At 48.7% G+C, this 13,034-nt stretch carries 16 protein-coding genes; 11 read left to right on the top strand and 5 right to left on the bottom strand.

The genetic code is table 11. From position 1 onward, the window contains the following. Positions 1–4: 4 nt before the first annotated feature. Positions 5–775 (bottom strand): glucose-1-phosphate cytidylyltransferase, encoded by a 771-nt coding sequence (gene rfbF / locus EG028_RS14270; RefSeq protein ID WP_120517181.1) that lies wholly within the window; start codon positions 773–775, stop codon positions 5–7. A gap of 90 nt (positions 776–865) precedes the next feature. After that, complete coding sequence (locus tag EG028_RS14275) at positions 866–1,177, bottom strand: hypothetical protein (protein ID WP_123864672.1); 312 nt, start codon at positions 1,175–1,177, stop codon at positions 866–868. A gap of 362 nt (positions 1,178–1,539) precedes the next feature. Here EG028_RS14275 and idi point away from each other — a divergent pair, with 362 nt between their 5' ends. Both idi and EG028_RS14285 read left to right on the top strand, forming a co-directional pair. Then, complete coding sequence (gene idi, locus EG028_RS14280) at positions 1,540–2,067, top strand: isopentenyl-diphosphate Delta-isomerase (protein ID WP_120517179.1); 528 nt, start codon at positions 1,540–1,542, stop codon at positions 2,065–2,067. Between the two features lie 48 nt (positions 2,068–2,115). Continuing rightward, entirely contained in the window at positions 2,116–3,279 is a 1,164-nt protein-coding gene (locus EG028_RS14285; RefSeq protein ID WP_120517178.1) for a lycopene cyclase family protein, read from the top strand. 21 nt (positions 3,280–3,300) lie between these two features. Here the strand turns inward: EG028_RS14285 and EG028_RS14290 are convergent, their stop codons facing one another. The 3 genes from EG028_RS14290 to EG028_RS14300 are packed head-to-tail and all read right to left on the bottom strand — an operon-like array spanning position 3,301 to position 5,125. After that, complete coding sequence (locus EG028_RS14290) at positions 3,301–4,014, bottom strand: carboxypeptidase-like regulatory domain-containing protein (protein WP_123864673.1); 714 nt, start codon at positions 4,012–4,014, stop codon at positions 3,301–3,303. A gap of 56 nt (positions 4,015–4,070) precedes the next feature. Beyond that, positions 4,071–4,586 carry a YdeI/OmpD-associated family protein gene (locus tag EG028_RS14295; protein WP_120517176.1) on the bottom strand — a complete coding sequence of 172 codons (516 nt, stop codon included), beginning with the start codon at positions 4,584–4,586 and terminating at the stop codon, positions 4,071–4,073. A 26-nt stretch (positions 4,587–4,612) separates the two neighbouring features. Then, positions 4,613–5,125 carry a hypothetical protein gene (locus EG028_RS14300; RefSeq protein WP_123864674.1) on the bottom strand — a complete coding sequence of 171 codons (513 nt, stop codon included), beginning with the start codon at positions 5,123–5,125 and terminating at the stop codon, positions 4,613–4,615. Between the two features lie 301 nt (positions 5,126–5,426). Here EG028_RS14300 and pseB point away from each other — a divergent pair, with 301 nt between their 5' ends. The 9 genes from pseB to EG028_RS14345 are packed head-to-tail and all read left to right on the top strand — an operon-like array spanning position 5,427 to position 13,020. Then, complete coding sequence (gene pseB / locus EG028_RS14305; RefSeq protein WP_120517174.1) at positions 5,427–6,443, top strand: UDP-N-acetylglucosamine 4,6-dehydratase (inverting); 1,017 nt, start codon at positions 5,427–5,429, stop codon at positions 6,441–6,443. A gap of 14 nt (positions 6,444–6,457) precedes the next feature. Then, positions 6,458–7,606 (top strand): UDP-4-amino-4,6-dideoxy-N-acetyl-beta-L-altrosamine transaminase, encoded by a 1,149-nt coding sequence (gene pseC / locus EG028_RS14310; RefSeq protein WP_120517173.1) that lies wholly within the window; start codon positions 6,458–6,460, stop codon positions 7,604–7,606. Further along, positions 7,599–8,282, top strand: a complete 684-nt coding sequence (locus EG028_RS14315) for a class I SAM-dependent methyltransferase (RefSeq protein WP_162946513.1) — start codon at positions 7,599–7,601, stop codon at positions 8,280–8,282. Before pseC ends, EG028_RS14315 begins: the two co-directional genes overlap by 8 nt. Beyond that, positions 8,266–9,132: an aldo/keto reductase gene (locus tag EG028_RS14320; protein ID WP_120517171.1), complete on the top strand. Its 867-nt coding sequence runs from the start codon at positions 8,266–8,268 to the stop codon at positions 9,130–9,132. Before EG028_RS14315 ends, EG028_RS14320 begins: the two co-directional genes overlap by 17 nt. A 1-nt stretch (position 9,133) precedes the next feature. Continuing rightward, positions 9,134–9,892 (top strand): cytidylyltransferase domain-containing protein, encoded by a 759-nt coding sequence (locus tag EG028_RS14325; RefSeq protein ID WP_120517170.1) that lies wholly within the window; start codon positions 9,134–9,136, stop codon positions 9,890–9,892. Next, positions 9,882–11,201, top strand: coding sequence for a glutamate-1-semialdehyde 2,1-aminomutase (locus EG028_RS14330; RefSeq protein ID WP_120517169.1), 1,320 nt, complete (start codon positions 9,882–9,884; stop codon positions 11,199–11,201). Before EG028_RS14325 ends, EG028_RS14330 begins: the two co-directional genes overlap by 11 nt. Beyond that, entirely contained in the window at positions 11,201–12,205 is a 1,005-nt protein-coding gene (pseG, locus tag EG028_RS14335; RefSeq protein ID WP_241559141.1) for a UDP-2,4-diacetamido-2,4,6-trideoxy-beta-L-altropyranose hydrolase, read from the top strand. The genes EG028_RS14330 and pseG overlap by 1 nt, the downstream gene beginning before the upstream one ends. A 28-nt stretch (positions 12,206–12,233) precedes the next feature. Next, positions 12,234–12,797: a UDP-4-amino-4,6-dideoxy-N-acetyl-beta-L-altrosamine N-acetyltransferase gene (pseH, locus tag EG028_RS14340; protein WP_120517167.1), complete on the top strand. Its 564-nt coding sequence runs from the start codon at positions 12,234–12,236 to the stop codon at positions 12,795–12,797. Further along, positions 12,784–13,020, top strand: a complete 237-nt coding sequence (locus tag EG028_RS14345) for an acyl carrier protein (RefSeq protein ID WP_120517166.1) — start codon at positions 12,784–12,786, stop codon at positions 13,018–13,020. Before pseH ends, EG028_RS14345 begins: the two co-directional genes overlap by 14 nt. The last annotated feature ends 14 nt before the right edge of the window (positions 13,021–13,034 follow it).

The following is a 13,034-nucleotide window of genomic DNA, read 5'->3' on the forward strand; positions in this document are numbered from 1 at the left end:
AGTATTACCAGGTTTTCCATTTGGCTTCACCGGCTGTCCAATCATGCTCAAGCTCCTGTTTATCCCTGAGAGTATCCATCGGTTTCCAGAACCCGTTATGCCTGTAGGCTGCCATCTGTTTATGTATGGCGAGTTTTTCCATCGGTTCTCTTTCCCATATCGTATGATCTCCCTGGATATAGTCAAATACCGCAGGTTCACAAACAAAAAAACCACCATTGATCCAGGCTCCGTCTCCTTTTGGTTTTTCCGTGAATGAATTGACCATCAGGTTGTCATCAATATTGAGTGCACCAAAACGTCCTGAAGGCTGTACGGACGTTACAGTGCAATATTTATTGTGAGTTTTATGAAATTCAACCAGTTCTTTAATGTTCACGTTCCCCACTCCATCCCCGTATGTTAACAAGAAAGTGCTATTGTTCACATGCGGGGCGATCCTTTTTATTCTGCCGCCTGTCATGGAATCCACACCGGTGTCTACCAGTGTAATGGTCCATGGTTCAGCCTGGGTATCGTGAACTTTTAATGAATTATTTTTTAAGTCAATTGTTACGTCAGATTTATGCAAGAAGTAATTCGTAAAATATTCTTTAATGATATATCCCTTATACCCAAGACAGATAACAAAATCGTTAAAACCATGAGAGGAATATATCTTCATAATATGCCATAAGATGGGCATCCCGCCAATTTCAACCATAGGCTTTGGTCTTAATGATGTTTCTTCCGATAAACGTGTTCCTAAACCGCCGGCAAGAATCACTACTTTCATATATAATTTATTTATGCATTATTATCTTGTCCATCTTCGCCGATCATCGCAGCTTCATGTCCAATGTTTCTGTTCAGGAACGATTTTGCATCAATCCTGCAAAACGTGGCCAGCAGCCGGGCTGATTGATAGCAGGACGTACGATGGCGAGCAGTTCTTTTTCGAGATTGGGGCGTGCGGGATAAGGTCTTTTAGCTTCCGGACTTCTGAAGGTTGAACCTCCTCCTGTTGTGCATAAGCATCCAAATGATCAAGTACGATCTTATACTTTTCCATAATCAGTTGCCAGATATGTTCATAACACAGGTTTTCCACTTTCATCTGACCTCGGATTTGGTAATAATAAGAACCAAGGCATTGATGCACAGGTCGATCAATAGGATTCAATAATAGCTTCTTCATGCGTTTCCGATAGTTCCTTCCCGATATTCCAGCCGTTTCTACAAACTCCCTGCCAATAAATGATTTACACAAAAGGATCAGTAAAAGTTCGTTAAAAATAACATATAAATATTAATAGGTTGAAAATCAACTCAAAAATATGAAACACTTTTTCAAATTCTCAAACTATCACATATATCTATATACAACATGTTATGTGATACTTGCTAGATGCTGAGTATGAATCGATTACCTTATCTACACTCAAAAAAATACATACTTGTATGAGAAGAACCATACGCTCCCTACAAGCAGCGATTTTTCCCACTGCCGGAAAATCAGCCGAACTTGTTTAAATTTATAGCCTAACTATCCGGCGCGAAATGATACTACCACCCGTTATACTCGTCAATGAACAGGATGAACCTGTAGGCACCATGGAAAAACTGGAAGCCCACCAGAAAGGGCTGCTTCATCGCGCCTTCTCAGTGTTTGTCGTGAATTCCGCCGGTGAAATGCTGCTACAGCAGCGCGCGTTGGACAAATACCATTCCGGCGGCCTCTGGACGAACACCTGCTGCAGCCATCCGCTGCCCGGGGAAGAAACCCTCGCCGCCTCGCACCGCCGCCTGGTGGAAGAAATGGGGTTCGATTGCCCGCTGGAAGAAATATTCAGTTTTACATACCGCGCCCGGTTCGACAACGGGCTGACCGAATATGAATTTGATCATGTGCTTGTGGGAACGTACAATGGCGCTGTAACACCGGACCAGGCTGAAGTACAGGCGCACCGTTTCCTGCCGCTGGACAGTATCAGGGCCCTGCTGAAAGAAGAGCCGGGAACCTTCACCCATTGGTTTCACCTGGCATTTCCCAAAATCGCGGATTACCTGGAGCAGGCCCGTAAATGAAGAACAGACCGGCAAAAGGAAAAATGATGTTAAACTTGCCCTTTATCCTTGAAGCATTACCACTATATCATCGCAGGGGCGGGCTGTGCAGGCCTCAGCCTGGCCGTGTACCTGGCGGATTGCGCCCGCCTGCACGGTAAAAGGATACTGGTGATAGATAAAGACGCCAAAGACGAAAACGACCGCACCTGGTGTTTCTGGGAAACCGCGCCCGGCCTGTTTGAAAAGATCGTTCACCGCCGTTGGGAAAAAGTATGGTTCCACAGCGTAAACGGCGCCTCCTCCCTGTTGGACATCCGGCCGTATACTTACAAAATGATCCGGTCAGTGGACTTTTACAACCACGCCAGGAGCATCATCCGCCGCCGCTCCAACTTTACCATCAAACAATTGAATATCGAAAAGATGTGGTCCGAAAAAGACCATGCGTTTATCCGCGCCGGCGGCGAAACCATCGCGGCGGATTATATTTTCAGCAGTATCCCCACTTCCCCGCTCGAAAAACAAAAAGGAAAACATTACCTGGTACAACATTTCCGCAGCTGGACCATACAGGCGGACGAAGATGCCTTTGACGCCAATGCCGCCACGCTGATGGATTTCAGGGCTATACAGCACCAGGGTGTGGCGTTTGTTTATACACTGCCCGTTTCCGCCACGGAAGCCATGGTGGAATACACGCTTTTTTCCGAAGGACCATTGCCGCAGGCCGAATATGAAAAAGCATTGCGGGAACATATGGCGAAACATTTCCCTCACATGACATTCAGGGTTGCGGAAGAAACAGGCGGCGTTATCCCGATGACCAATCACCGGTTTGCCCCGCATGAAGGACGGATCGTTTTTATCGGTACTGTGGGCGGGCAAACGAAACCTTCCACCGGCTACACCTTCCGGTTCATCCAGCAGCACTCCCGGCGGCTCACGGATCAGCTGGCCGGAAGCGGCCATCCATACCTGAGCAGGCGCAGCGGCTGGAAAAGGTTTCATTTTTATGACAGTGTGCTGCTACGGATGCTCAGCGAAAAAAGCCCGGAAGGAGCGGTCGTCTTTTCAAGGATGTTCACACGAAACCCCGCGCCCCGTGTGTTCAGGTTCTTTGATAATGTGAGCAGTCTGCGGGAAGAGCTATTGCTGACAATGAGCCTTAAAAAACTGCGGTTTATCCGCGCCGCCTGGAAAGAGTTGTGGCTGAGGATTACAGGGCATTGACCGTGCTATTACTGAAGATTATTAAGGAACACTTACTTCCCCCTGCCTGAACTTCGTACAGGCATTAATGATAAACAGGATAAAATCATAGTCGGAGGCTTCCACCGCAAATTTGTAATCGGGGCGGTGGTGATTCATGAATTGTACCAGGCTGTCTCCGGTAAGGCCGGTACGGCTGGTGACGAGCTCCGTGGAAAATCTTTCGTCGATATACCGGTCCTGTTCATATTTGATCAGCCTGCCTTTAAAAGTATCGGACCGCCTGTTATTGGCAAAAGACAATGCTTTATACAGCTTATGGATGTTCAATGCAATGCCTGCCGGTGTAATCATTACGATCTCCTTCACCTTCGGTCTGCGGAAATTAAACGCCGCTTTAAACTCCTCCCTCGTTTCCAGGGAATCCCTCCGGCGCGTCTTTTTAACGATTTCCACGCCCGGCAGCGAAGTTACCAGCGTTCTGAGGCGCAGGTCCGCCGGCACAAGGTCCGCCCTGATGCCCATCGATAAATAACCCATGGCGCTGAAAAACAAAGTATCGTCCGCATTCGCGGGAATGGTGTAAGCTCCGTTTGCATCTGAAACCGTCATGCTGTTCGTACGGATGTTCCGCACGGATACGCCGGGCAAAGGCAATGAATCCCTCCCGGACACCGTTCCGCTTACAGCGGATTGAGCAGCGGCCGGAATTGCAACGCAACAGAAGAGGCTTATAAGGATAATTATCTTGTGCATGGAACCGGTAACCAAGATATTATTTCCGGTTCTAAAGAAAAGTTAAAAAAGGAGTGCTAAAACTTGTCTTTATCTGCTTTCATGGCGCGGATCATTTCGCCGTAGTTCATACTTTTAAGCATGGCGTTGAGCGTGGCGGCAATACGTTTGGCGCGGGTTTCCTCGGTCTTTGCACTCTCTATCCAATTGGAAAAATACCGCTGGTGGCCGGGCGCCAGTGATTTGTAAAAGCTCATGGCGCCAGGTTCGTCTTCGAGGCATGCCAGGAAGTCTTCATTCATTTTCCAGCCGGCGTCATCCACGTCCAGCTGTACTTTTACGGAAGCGCCCTGTCTTTTACCAATGCCTTTCCGCATCACGGCGTTTACCGCTATAATAAAATTCCCTTCACCCATTGGCACCAGTGCCACCTGTTTGATGGCATACTCATCCAGTTTGCCTTTCACCCGGTACGATTTTTTGACGCCGGGGTTCAGCTTTTCCGCCAGCTCCCGGGAGAGCTCGATGTAGGTCCAGCCGGTCTTATCGCCCATGTCGCCAAATTTTTTGAGGATGGCGGTGAATCTGATCATAGGCTGCAATTTAAAAATAATTTAAATCAACGGCGGTAGTTGGTAGTGGTATCCGGCACATACTGGTAGCTGACGCGCTTTGGCAGGCTTTTATCAAAGCGGCGGTATTCGTAAAAATTGGTATCGCTTTTTACATAAATGAGTTGCCCGGACAGGTCTATCCCGTACTTCGAACTGCCCAGCTTCTGGGAATAAATAGGCTGGTGCCAGAAGTCGATCACCATGGAATCGAGATAGAGATAAGAAATGTACAATTCCTTGAAACCATTTTCCCGCATGCTTTGCATGGCTGTCCGGGTGTAGTCGCTGTAGTATTCAAACGCCCGCATGTCCTGCGGGAAAAAGCCCCGTTCCTTGCGGTAACGCTTCATGGCATTGCTGAATGCAATGGTGGGAAGTATTTTCCTGCGGGCTTTCTTTTTGTTGACGGTAGGGATTGAAAACTCGTACGGTTTTTTTTCTCCGGTGACGATATCCTGTTGCGGGAAACAGCCGGCAAGCATGGCAAGGGTAAGGAATAAAATTGTTGGCCTGGTCATTTTTATGGGGTATATGGCCGCAAATCTAAGGATTTTCCGAAATCATAGCATCCCTTTGAGGAGGAACGGGTCGCAGCCAAACCGGCCGGTAAGGGCGGAATCATGACAATAAACGCCGGTTTGTTTGCGTTCCGGCTGCCGGTTCGCGCGGTTTCCCGCTGCCCTCATCGGCCCGGGCGATAATATTAGGTTTTCTTTGCCAGTGATAAACATTAGTTTTGTAAATCACCCTGCCGGGGAACCGCTGCCGGGTGGCTGTAACAACTGGTATAAACAAAAAAGTACATAAAGGCATCATCTTATGTTAGACTTAAATGGAAAAAGCATCCTCATCACGGGGGGGACGGGGTCATTTGGAAAGGCATTCACCCAGCAGGTATTCGAACGGTGGCCACAGGTCAAAAGACTGGTCATCTTCTCCCGCGATGAGCAGAAGCAGTTTCAGATGGCGCAGGACTATCCCGAGGCCCAATATCCCCAGATCAGGTTCTTTATCGGCGATGTGAGGGATTACGACCGGGTGAGAAGGGCTTTGAAAGGCATCGATTACGTGGTACATGCCGCGGCGATGAAACATGTGCCCATTGCCGAGTACAACCCCATGGAATGTATCAAGACCAATATCATCGGAGCTGAGAATATTATCAATGCCTGTCTTGAAACCAATGTGGAAAGGGTGGTAGCCCTTTCAACGGACAAAGCGGCCGCTCCCATCAATTTATACGGGGCTACCAAACTGGCTTCGGACAAGCTGTTCGTAGCGGCAAACAATATCAAAGGAGCCAATCCGATCCGTTTTTCCGTGGTACGCTACGGCAATGTAATGGGCTCCAACGGTTCCGTGATCCCGTTTTTTATGAAAAAACGCCAGGAAGGCGTGCTTCCTATCACAGATCCTACCATGACGCGTTTTAACATCACCCTCAAAGAAGGCGTGGATATGGTGCTGCATGCGCTGGAGCTGGCCTGGGGCGGGGAGATCTTCGTACCTAAAATACCTTCCTACAAGATCACGGATGTGGCCACGGCCATCGGCCCGGATTGTGAACAAAAGATTGTCGGCATCCGCCCGGGTGAAAAGATCCACGAGGAAATGATCACCAGTTCGGATTCTTTCTCCACTTATGACCTGGGTAAATACTATGTAATTTTGCCCCTGAGCACGGATTTTAAACTGAAAGAGTTTGTTGAAAAATTCAAAGCGGTGCCGGTGCCGCAGGGTTTCCGGTACAATTCCGGGGAAAATGCGGAATGGGTGAACGTGGAGGAGATCAGGACCCTGATCAGGGAACATGTTGACACCACTTTTTCTATCTAACCATTAACCATATTATGCGCAGTATACCATACGGTAAACAGGAAATAGATTCAAAGGACATTGCAGCGGTTGTGGATGCGCTTCAGTCGGACTTCCTGACGCAGGGTCCCCGCATCCTGGCATTTGAAAAAGCATTTGCGGAATATGTCGGCGCCCGTTATGCGGTAGCGGTTTCAAACGGCACCGCGGCGCTGCACCTCGCGGCCCTGGCGCTGGATGTGAATGAACAGTCGAATGTAATTACCACTCCCATTACCTTTGCGGCATCCGCCAATTGCATCCGTTATTGCGGCGGTAAAGTGACATTCGCCGATATAGACCCGAAGACGGCCACGCTGGACGTTGCCAGCGTGAAGGCATTGCTGGAGGCTTCACCCAAAGGCACCTACACCGGCATTATCCCGGTGGATTACGCCGGGTATCCCGTGGACCTGGAGGCGTTCAGGAAACTGGCGGATGAGTACGGCCTCTGGATCATCGAGGATGCCTGTCATGCGCCCGGTGGTTATTTTACGGACAGCAAAGGCGAAAAACAATTCTGCGGTAACGGGAAGTTTGCAGAACTGGCGATCTTTTCCTTTCACCCCGTAAAACATATCGCCTGCGGCGAAGGCGGCATAGTGACCACGAACGATCCCGCTTTGTACGACCGGCTGCTGCTGCTGCGCACCCACGGCATCACCAAAGACCCCGCGAAATTGCAGGAGAACCATGGTGGCTGGTATTATGAAATGCAGGACCTTGGGTTCAACTACCGGCTTACGGACTTCCAGGCCGCCCTGGGCCTTACCCAGCTTGAAAAAGCGGACAAAGGACTGGCCCGCCGCCGCGAAATAGCCCGTTATTATACGGAGCAATTCGCGGGCACCAATGTGGATACCAGCGTGGCGGACAATGGTGAAGGCCATGCCTATCACCTGTACGTGATCAAAGTGAAGAACAGGAAACAGCTGTACGACAAGTTGCGTGAGCATCATATCTATGCGCAGGTGCATTACATCCCGGTGCATACCCTGCCTTATTACCAGGGCCTGGGTTATGGCAAGGGGCAGTATCCGCTGGCGGAAGCGTTTTATGAAGAATGTCTCAGCCTGCCGATGTATCCCGGCCTTTCGCAGGAAGACCTCGATTTTGTCATTCAAACCGTACTACAATATGCCTGACCAGACGGATCATTTTCAGAAAAAAGCTTTCCAGGAATACGAAGCGGATCAATGGTTCCAGCGCAATAAATCCTACCTGGACAATTACAAAGCAGAGGATGATATCGTGATCAGCACGATCAGGAATTACAGGGTGAAGCCGGAAAATATACTGGAGATAGGCTCTTCGGCCGGTTACCGGTTGGATGGGATCAAAAAACTGTATCCGGGAACGAATGTATTCGGCATTGATCCTTCGCAGCAGGCGGTGGATTATGGTACGCGTATGTACCCGGAGGTGAAACTTTCCGCCGGTACGGCGGACCAGATGGGCATGTATGCGGACGGGCAGTTTGACCTGGTGGTAGTGGGATTTGTGTTTTACGTGATAGACAGGCCACTGCTGCTGAAAGTGATTGCGGAGATAGACAGGGTGCTGGCGGACAAAGGCCTGCTGATCGTCGTGGATTTCTTTTCCGAAAAAACGATCAAAAATAACTATCAGCACATCACCCAGTTCCAGGCATACAGTTACAAACAGAACTACGACAGGATATTCACGGAAACCGAGCTGTACCAGCTGGTGTTCAAAGGGTCATTTGACCACGGCACCAAAGAGCTTGATTCCAGCGATGACTATTACAATAAATGCAGTGTAAGCCTGTTGAAGAAAGATATTTATGCAGCCTACAAATAAGATCATACTCGGTACCGTACAGTTCGGTATTCCTTATGGCATCAATAACAGCCAGGGCAGGCCAGATACGCAGGCGGTGTTTGACATGCTGGACTTTGCCGGCGGAAACGGCATCGCCATGCTGGACACCGCGGAAGCCTATGGTGAAGCGGAAGCTGTCATTGCGGCCTATCACCGGCAGACGGGCAAACGTTTCAGCATCATTTCCAAGTTCAAAGGGCAGGCGCAGCTGGAAGAATATACACGCGGCAAGATAACAATGCTTGGCATCGACCAATTGTATTCTTACATGTTTCATAACTATAAGGACTATGAAGGCAATACCGGGTTGATCAATGAGCTGAAAGACCTGAAGGAAAAAGGGTTGATCAAAAAGATCGGCATCTCGATCTATACAAACGAAGAGCTGGCCGCCGTAACAGAGGATGAAGACATTGAGCTGATCCAGCTACCGTTCAACCTGCTGGACAATAATTCACAACGTGGAGCACTGCTGGTGAAAGCAAAGGAAATGGGGAAAGAGATCCATGTGCGGTCTGTTTTTTTGCAAGGGCTCTTTTTTAAAGACACTGCCACCTTTCCCGGCAAACTTGCCCCGCTGGCGCCATACGTGGAAAAGCTGCAACATCTCGCGGTGGTACACGAAGTGCCGCTGAACCAGCTGGCACTGAACTACGCGCTGGCGCAACCGTATATCGATAAAGTACTGATAGGCGTGGATTCCATTGAGCAGCTGCGTGAAAACCTGCATGCCATCTGGCCCGCCACACCGGCCTACAGGCATTTGTTTCAGCAGGTCAATGAGATCATGGTGGAGGAAACAACATTATTAAACCCGGCAAACTGGTAATATGCAGGTAGTGGCAATCACACAGGCCAGAATAGGTTCTTCCCGGCTGCCGGGAAAGATACTCCGTGAAGTGAACGGCCAGAGCCTGCTGGAAATACACCTGCAAAGGATCAGCGCCGCCGCCACCATCCAAAAACTGATCGTGGCCACCACGCTGGAGCCCGGTATAGAGCCGGTGCTTGGCATTATGAAAAAACTGGGCGTACAATATTTCCAGGGCAGTACGGACGATGTGCTGGACCGTTTTTACCAGGCGGTAAAAGATATCCGACCGGACTACGTGATCCGCCTCACTGCGGATTGCCCGCTGATAGACCCGCGGCTGATCGACAAAGTAGTGCAATACACCCTCGGTCATCAACTGGACTATTGCAGCAATACACTCGAAGAAAACTATCCTGACGGACAGGATATAGAAGTGTTCCGCTTTGCCGCGCTGGAAAAGGCCTGGCAGGAAGCGACGCTTCCATCGGACAGGGAGCATGTGACGCCTTTCATCCGGAGGCATTCGGATTTTATAGGCGGTACGACGTTCAAAGCAGCGAACTTCAACGAAGGCGTTCAGCTTGGCGGCCTGCGAATGACCGTGGACGAGCAGCGGGACCTGGATGTGATCACCCAACTGATCACGCAGCTGGGCACAGGCGCCACCATGGGAGCCTACGCGGAATTCCTGCGGACGAACCCGGCGATACAATCCATCAACAGCGAGATAAAAAGAAACGAAGGCTATCAAAAATCTTTAAATAATGATCAATAATTTCATTAAGTCTGATGAGTTCCGGGCGAAGATCCACGACCTGATCCCGGGCGGGGCGCATACTTATTCAAAAGGGGACGACCAGTTTCCAATATTGTCTCCCGCGGCCATCAGTCATGGTAAAGGTTCACAGGTATGGGACATTGACGGCAATCAATACCTGGACTGCTCGATGGGCCTCTCTTCCGTGGTTCTCGGTCATGCTTACCAACCTGTGTTGGACCGTGTGAGGCTGGAGCTGGATAAAGGGGTGAACTTTCAGCGCCCTGCTTATATAGAAATGGAAATGGCCGAACGTTTCCTGAAAAACATCCCTGGCCATGATATGATCAAATTCGCGAAGAACGGCTCTACCGTTACCACTGCAGCTACCAAGCTGGCGCGTGCTTATACCGGCAGAAAACTGATCGCATTTCCCGGGGATCATCCTTTTTATTCCTACGATGATTGGTTTATCGGTAAAACCAACTGTGATAGAGGAATTCCTGAAGAGATCTCGGCACTGTCCGTTACCTACAAATCTGATGATATTGAATCCCTCCGGGAATTGTTCAACAAATATCCTGGCCAGATCGCCTGTGTGATCTCTGAACCGGAGAAAAGCTTCGGCCTGCCCGAAGGTTATCTCGCCAAAGCCATTGAGCTCGCGCATCAAAATGGCGCGCTCTACATCATCGACGAAATGATCACCGGCTACAAAACCGCATTCCCCGGTTCCATGACCAAATACAACGTAAAGCCGGATATGACTACATGGGGCAAAGGCATTGCAAACGGATTTTCTTTCTGTGCGCTTACCGGCACCAAAGAAGTTATGGAACTGGGCGGGATCAGGGAAACGGGCAAAGAAAAAGTATTTCTCATATCCACCACACACGGCGGAGAAACGCATAACATTGGCGCGGCTATTGCCACCATCGATGTGTTTGAACAGAACGATGTGATCGGGCACAATCACGCTATTGGAGCCGAACTGGTAGCGCAATGCGGCAGCGTGCTGAAACGATCGGGACTTGAAGAGTACATTACCGTCGCTCCCTGCAATTGGTTGCCGGTGTTCATTTTTAGGAATAAGGCCAAAGAAATATGCAGTGGCATGCGCACGCTGGCTATGCAGGAAATGATCAGGAATGGCGCATTGTTTCAGGGTGTGTTCGTTCCTTGTTTTTCTCACACCAAAGAGGATGTATCGCATTTCGCAGCAGCATTTGAGCATACGCTGAATGTATACGCGAAAGCGTTGGAAAGCGGCTATCAACAATACCTGCAGGGCGAACCTGCCAAACCCGTTTTTAGAAAATATCTATGATGCCGGCAAGGACGAAAATATTATTCCGTTGCGATGGAAGCCAGCAGATAGGTTTGGGGCATGTAGTCAGGAGCTGCGCATTGGCGATGATGCTCGGGGAGAAATTTGAATGCAGTTTTTTCATTCGTGACCCTTCCCCCGCGCTCAGCCGCTACATTAAAGAAGCCGGTTTCGCGCTGACATCACTTCCCGGAACTGTTATCGAAGAAGAAGCTGCGGCTTGGGCGGAACACCTGGAAGGTGATGAAATACTGGTGCTGGATGGCTATGCGTTCAATACCCGTTACCAGCAGTTGTTGAAAACCAAAGGCAACAAGATCGTTTGTATTGATGATATTCATGCGTATAAATTTGTTGCGGACATTGTTATCAATCACGCGCCGGGCGTGGATGAAAGTATGTATTCATTAAGCGAAGGGGGTAAGTTATTTACAGGTCCGCAATTCGCCCTGATTAGGAAAAGTTTTTTACAACAGGCGCTGAACGGGAAGAAAAAAGGCACAGACGATACGATCTTTGTCTGCCTCGGAGGAGCGGACCCGTCCAACACGACCTTATCCGTCATTCAGAATATATATACGCGGGCTCAGCATCTCACCCGTAATATAACGGTGAACCTGGTCTTGGGAAGCGCCTACAAATATGAAGATACACTTGCCTTGCAGGAAACGGGCATGGTGCAACTGAATATATTCCGTAACCTGTCCGCGGAGCTTCTGATAGAAGTCATGCAAAGATGTAGTATTGCTATATGCTCCGCAAGCACGATTTGTTTTGAATATGCGGCTGTGAGCACCGGCACTATTTTCCTGTGTAAAACAGCAGATAACCAGGCTGAATTTTACACACATATGCTACAGAATAAATTTGCAGAGGATTTCTTTTCGGGTTTTTATCCTGAAGACGGAAGTTTTAGCAGACAGGATCAGCATAAATTTGCAGATCTGCTGGATGGGAAACAAAGGCAGCGAATATTGGATATTTTTGAGGAACTTGTGAGGTGATACAATAATAACTTAATCCGTGAAAATTATGACAGTATCATTAAAGTTGATGACCAGGGAAGACCTCGAGATGGTAAGGAACTGGAGGAATTCCAGCGCGGTCAGTCAATTTATGTACACTAATATACAGATCTCCGCTGAAGATCAGGTGAAATGGTTCAACAGGATAGAGCAGGACCCAACCTGCAAATACTGGATTATCACCGCAGAAGATGTTCCCGTCGGTCTGGTCTCATTTATGGGGATCGACCTCGTAAACCGGAAATGTACATGGGCTTTTTACATCGGAGCAGAAGAATACCTGGGCAGCGGGATCGGTGCGAGGGTTGAATTTATGTCGCTGGAGTATGCTTTTTTTGAACTGAATTTAAATAAGGTGGCATGCGAGGTTTTGACATCCAACGAAAGGGTCATTCAACTGCATAAGAAATTTGGATTTCAGCAGGAGGCCTTTTTTAAGCAGCATATTTGTAAAGACAGAAATTTTCTCGATGTCGTTGGGCTTGGTCTGCTTAAGTCTGAGTGGGAAACAAAAAGGGATTACTTTATTAACACATTAAAATTTAAACCGCTCGACCATGGAGTTCAGTGATTTTAAGTTCAAATTCATCGATCAATTTGTTGGAGAAGATATATCAACGATCAGCGAAGATTCAGCATTCAGACAACTTCCCTCATGGGATTCCCTGACAGCAATGGCTATCATTGCAATGATCGAAGATGAATATAAAGTTAAGATGACAATCGACGAAATGAAAGAACTGGGAACGATTGGCGAGGTCTTTACTTTCGTTTCTTCCAGACAATTATCCTAGAATATAACTATCAG

The organism is Chitinophaga barathri (genome assembly GCF_003807585.1).
Lineage (GTDB): Bacteria > Bacteroidota > Bacteroidia > Chitinophagales > Chitinophagaceae > Chitinophaga > Chitinophaga barathri.

Excerpts from the sequence above, each read along its gene's own strand:
- rfbF (WP_120517181.1), bottom strand. The coding sequence starts at position 775 with ATGAAAGTAGTGATTCTTGCCGGCGGTTTAGGAACACGTTTATCGGAA.
- EG028_RS14275 (WP_123864672.1), bottom strand. The coding sequence starts at position 1,177 with ATGAAGAAGCTATTATTGAATCCTATTGATCGACCTGTGCATCAATGC.
- idi (WP_120517179.1), top strand. The coding sequence starts at position 1,540 with ATGATACTACCACCCGTTATACTCGTCAATGAACAGGATGAACCTGTA.
- EG028_RS14290 (WP_123864673.1), bottom strand. The coding sequence starts at position 4,014 with ATGCACAAGATAATTATCCTTATAAGCCTCTTCTGTTGCGTTGCAATT.
- EG028_RS14295 (WP_120517176.1), bottom strand. The coding sequence starts at position 4,586 with ATGATCAGATTCACCGCCATCCTCAAAAAATTTGGCGACATGGGCGAT.
- EG028_RS14300 (WP_123864674.1), bottom strand. The coding sequence starts at position 5,125 with ATGACCAGGCCAACAATTTTATTCCTTACCCTTGCCATGCTTGCCGGC.
- pseB (WP_120517174.1), top strand. The coding sequence starts at position 5,427 with ATGTTAGACTTAAATGGAAAAAGCATCCTCATCACGGGGGGGACGGGG.
- pseC (WP_120517173.1), top strand. The coding sequence starts at position 6,458 with ATGCGCAGTATACCATACGGTAAACAGGAAATAGATTCAAAGGACATT.
- EG028_RS14315 (WP_162946513.1), top strand. The coding sequence starts at position 7,599 with ATGCCTGACCAGACGGATCATTTTCAGAAAAAAGCTTTCCAGGAATAC.
- EG028_RS14320 (WP_120517171.1), top strand. The coding sequence starts at position 8,266 with ATGCAGCCTACAAATAAGATCATACTCGGTACCGTACAGTTCGGTATT.
- EG028_RS14325 (WP_120517170.1), top strand. The coding sequence starts at position 9,134 with ATGCAGGTAGTGGCAATCACACAGGCCAGAATAGGTTCTTCCCGGCTG.
- EG028_RS14330 (WP_120517169.1), top strand. The coding sequence starts at position 9,882 with ATGATCAATAATTTCATTAAGTCTGATGAGTTCCGGGCGAAGATCCAC.
- pseG (WP_241559141.1), top strand. The coding sequence starts at position 11,201 with ATGCCGGCAAGGACGAAAATATTATTCCGTTGCGATGGAAGCCAGCAG.
- pseH (WP_120517167.1), top strand. The coding sequence starts at position 12,234 with ATGACAGTATCATTAAAGTTGATGACCAGGGAAGACCTCGAGATGGTA.
- EG028_RS14345 (WP_120517166.1), top strand. The coding sequence starts at position 12,784 with ATGGAGTTCAGTGATTTTAAGTTCAAATTCATCGATCAATTTGTTGGA.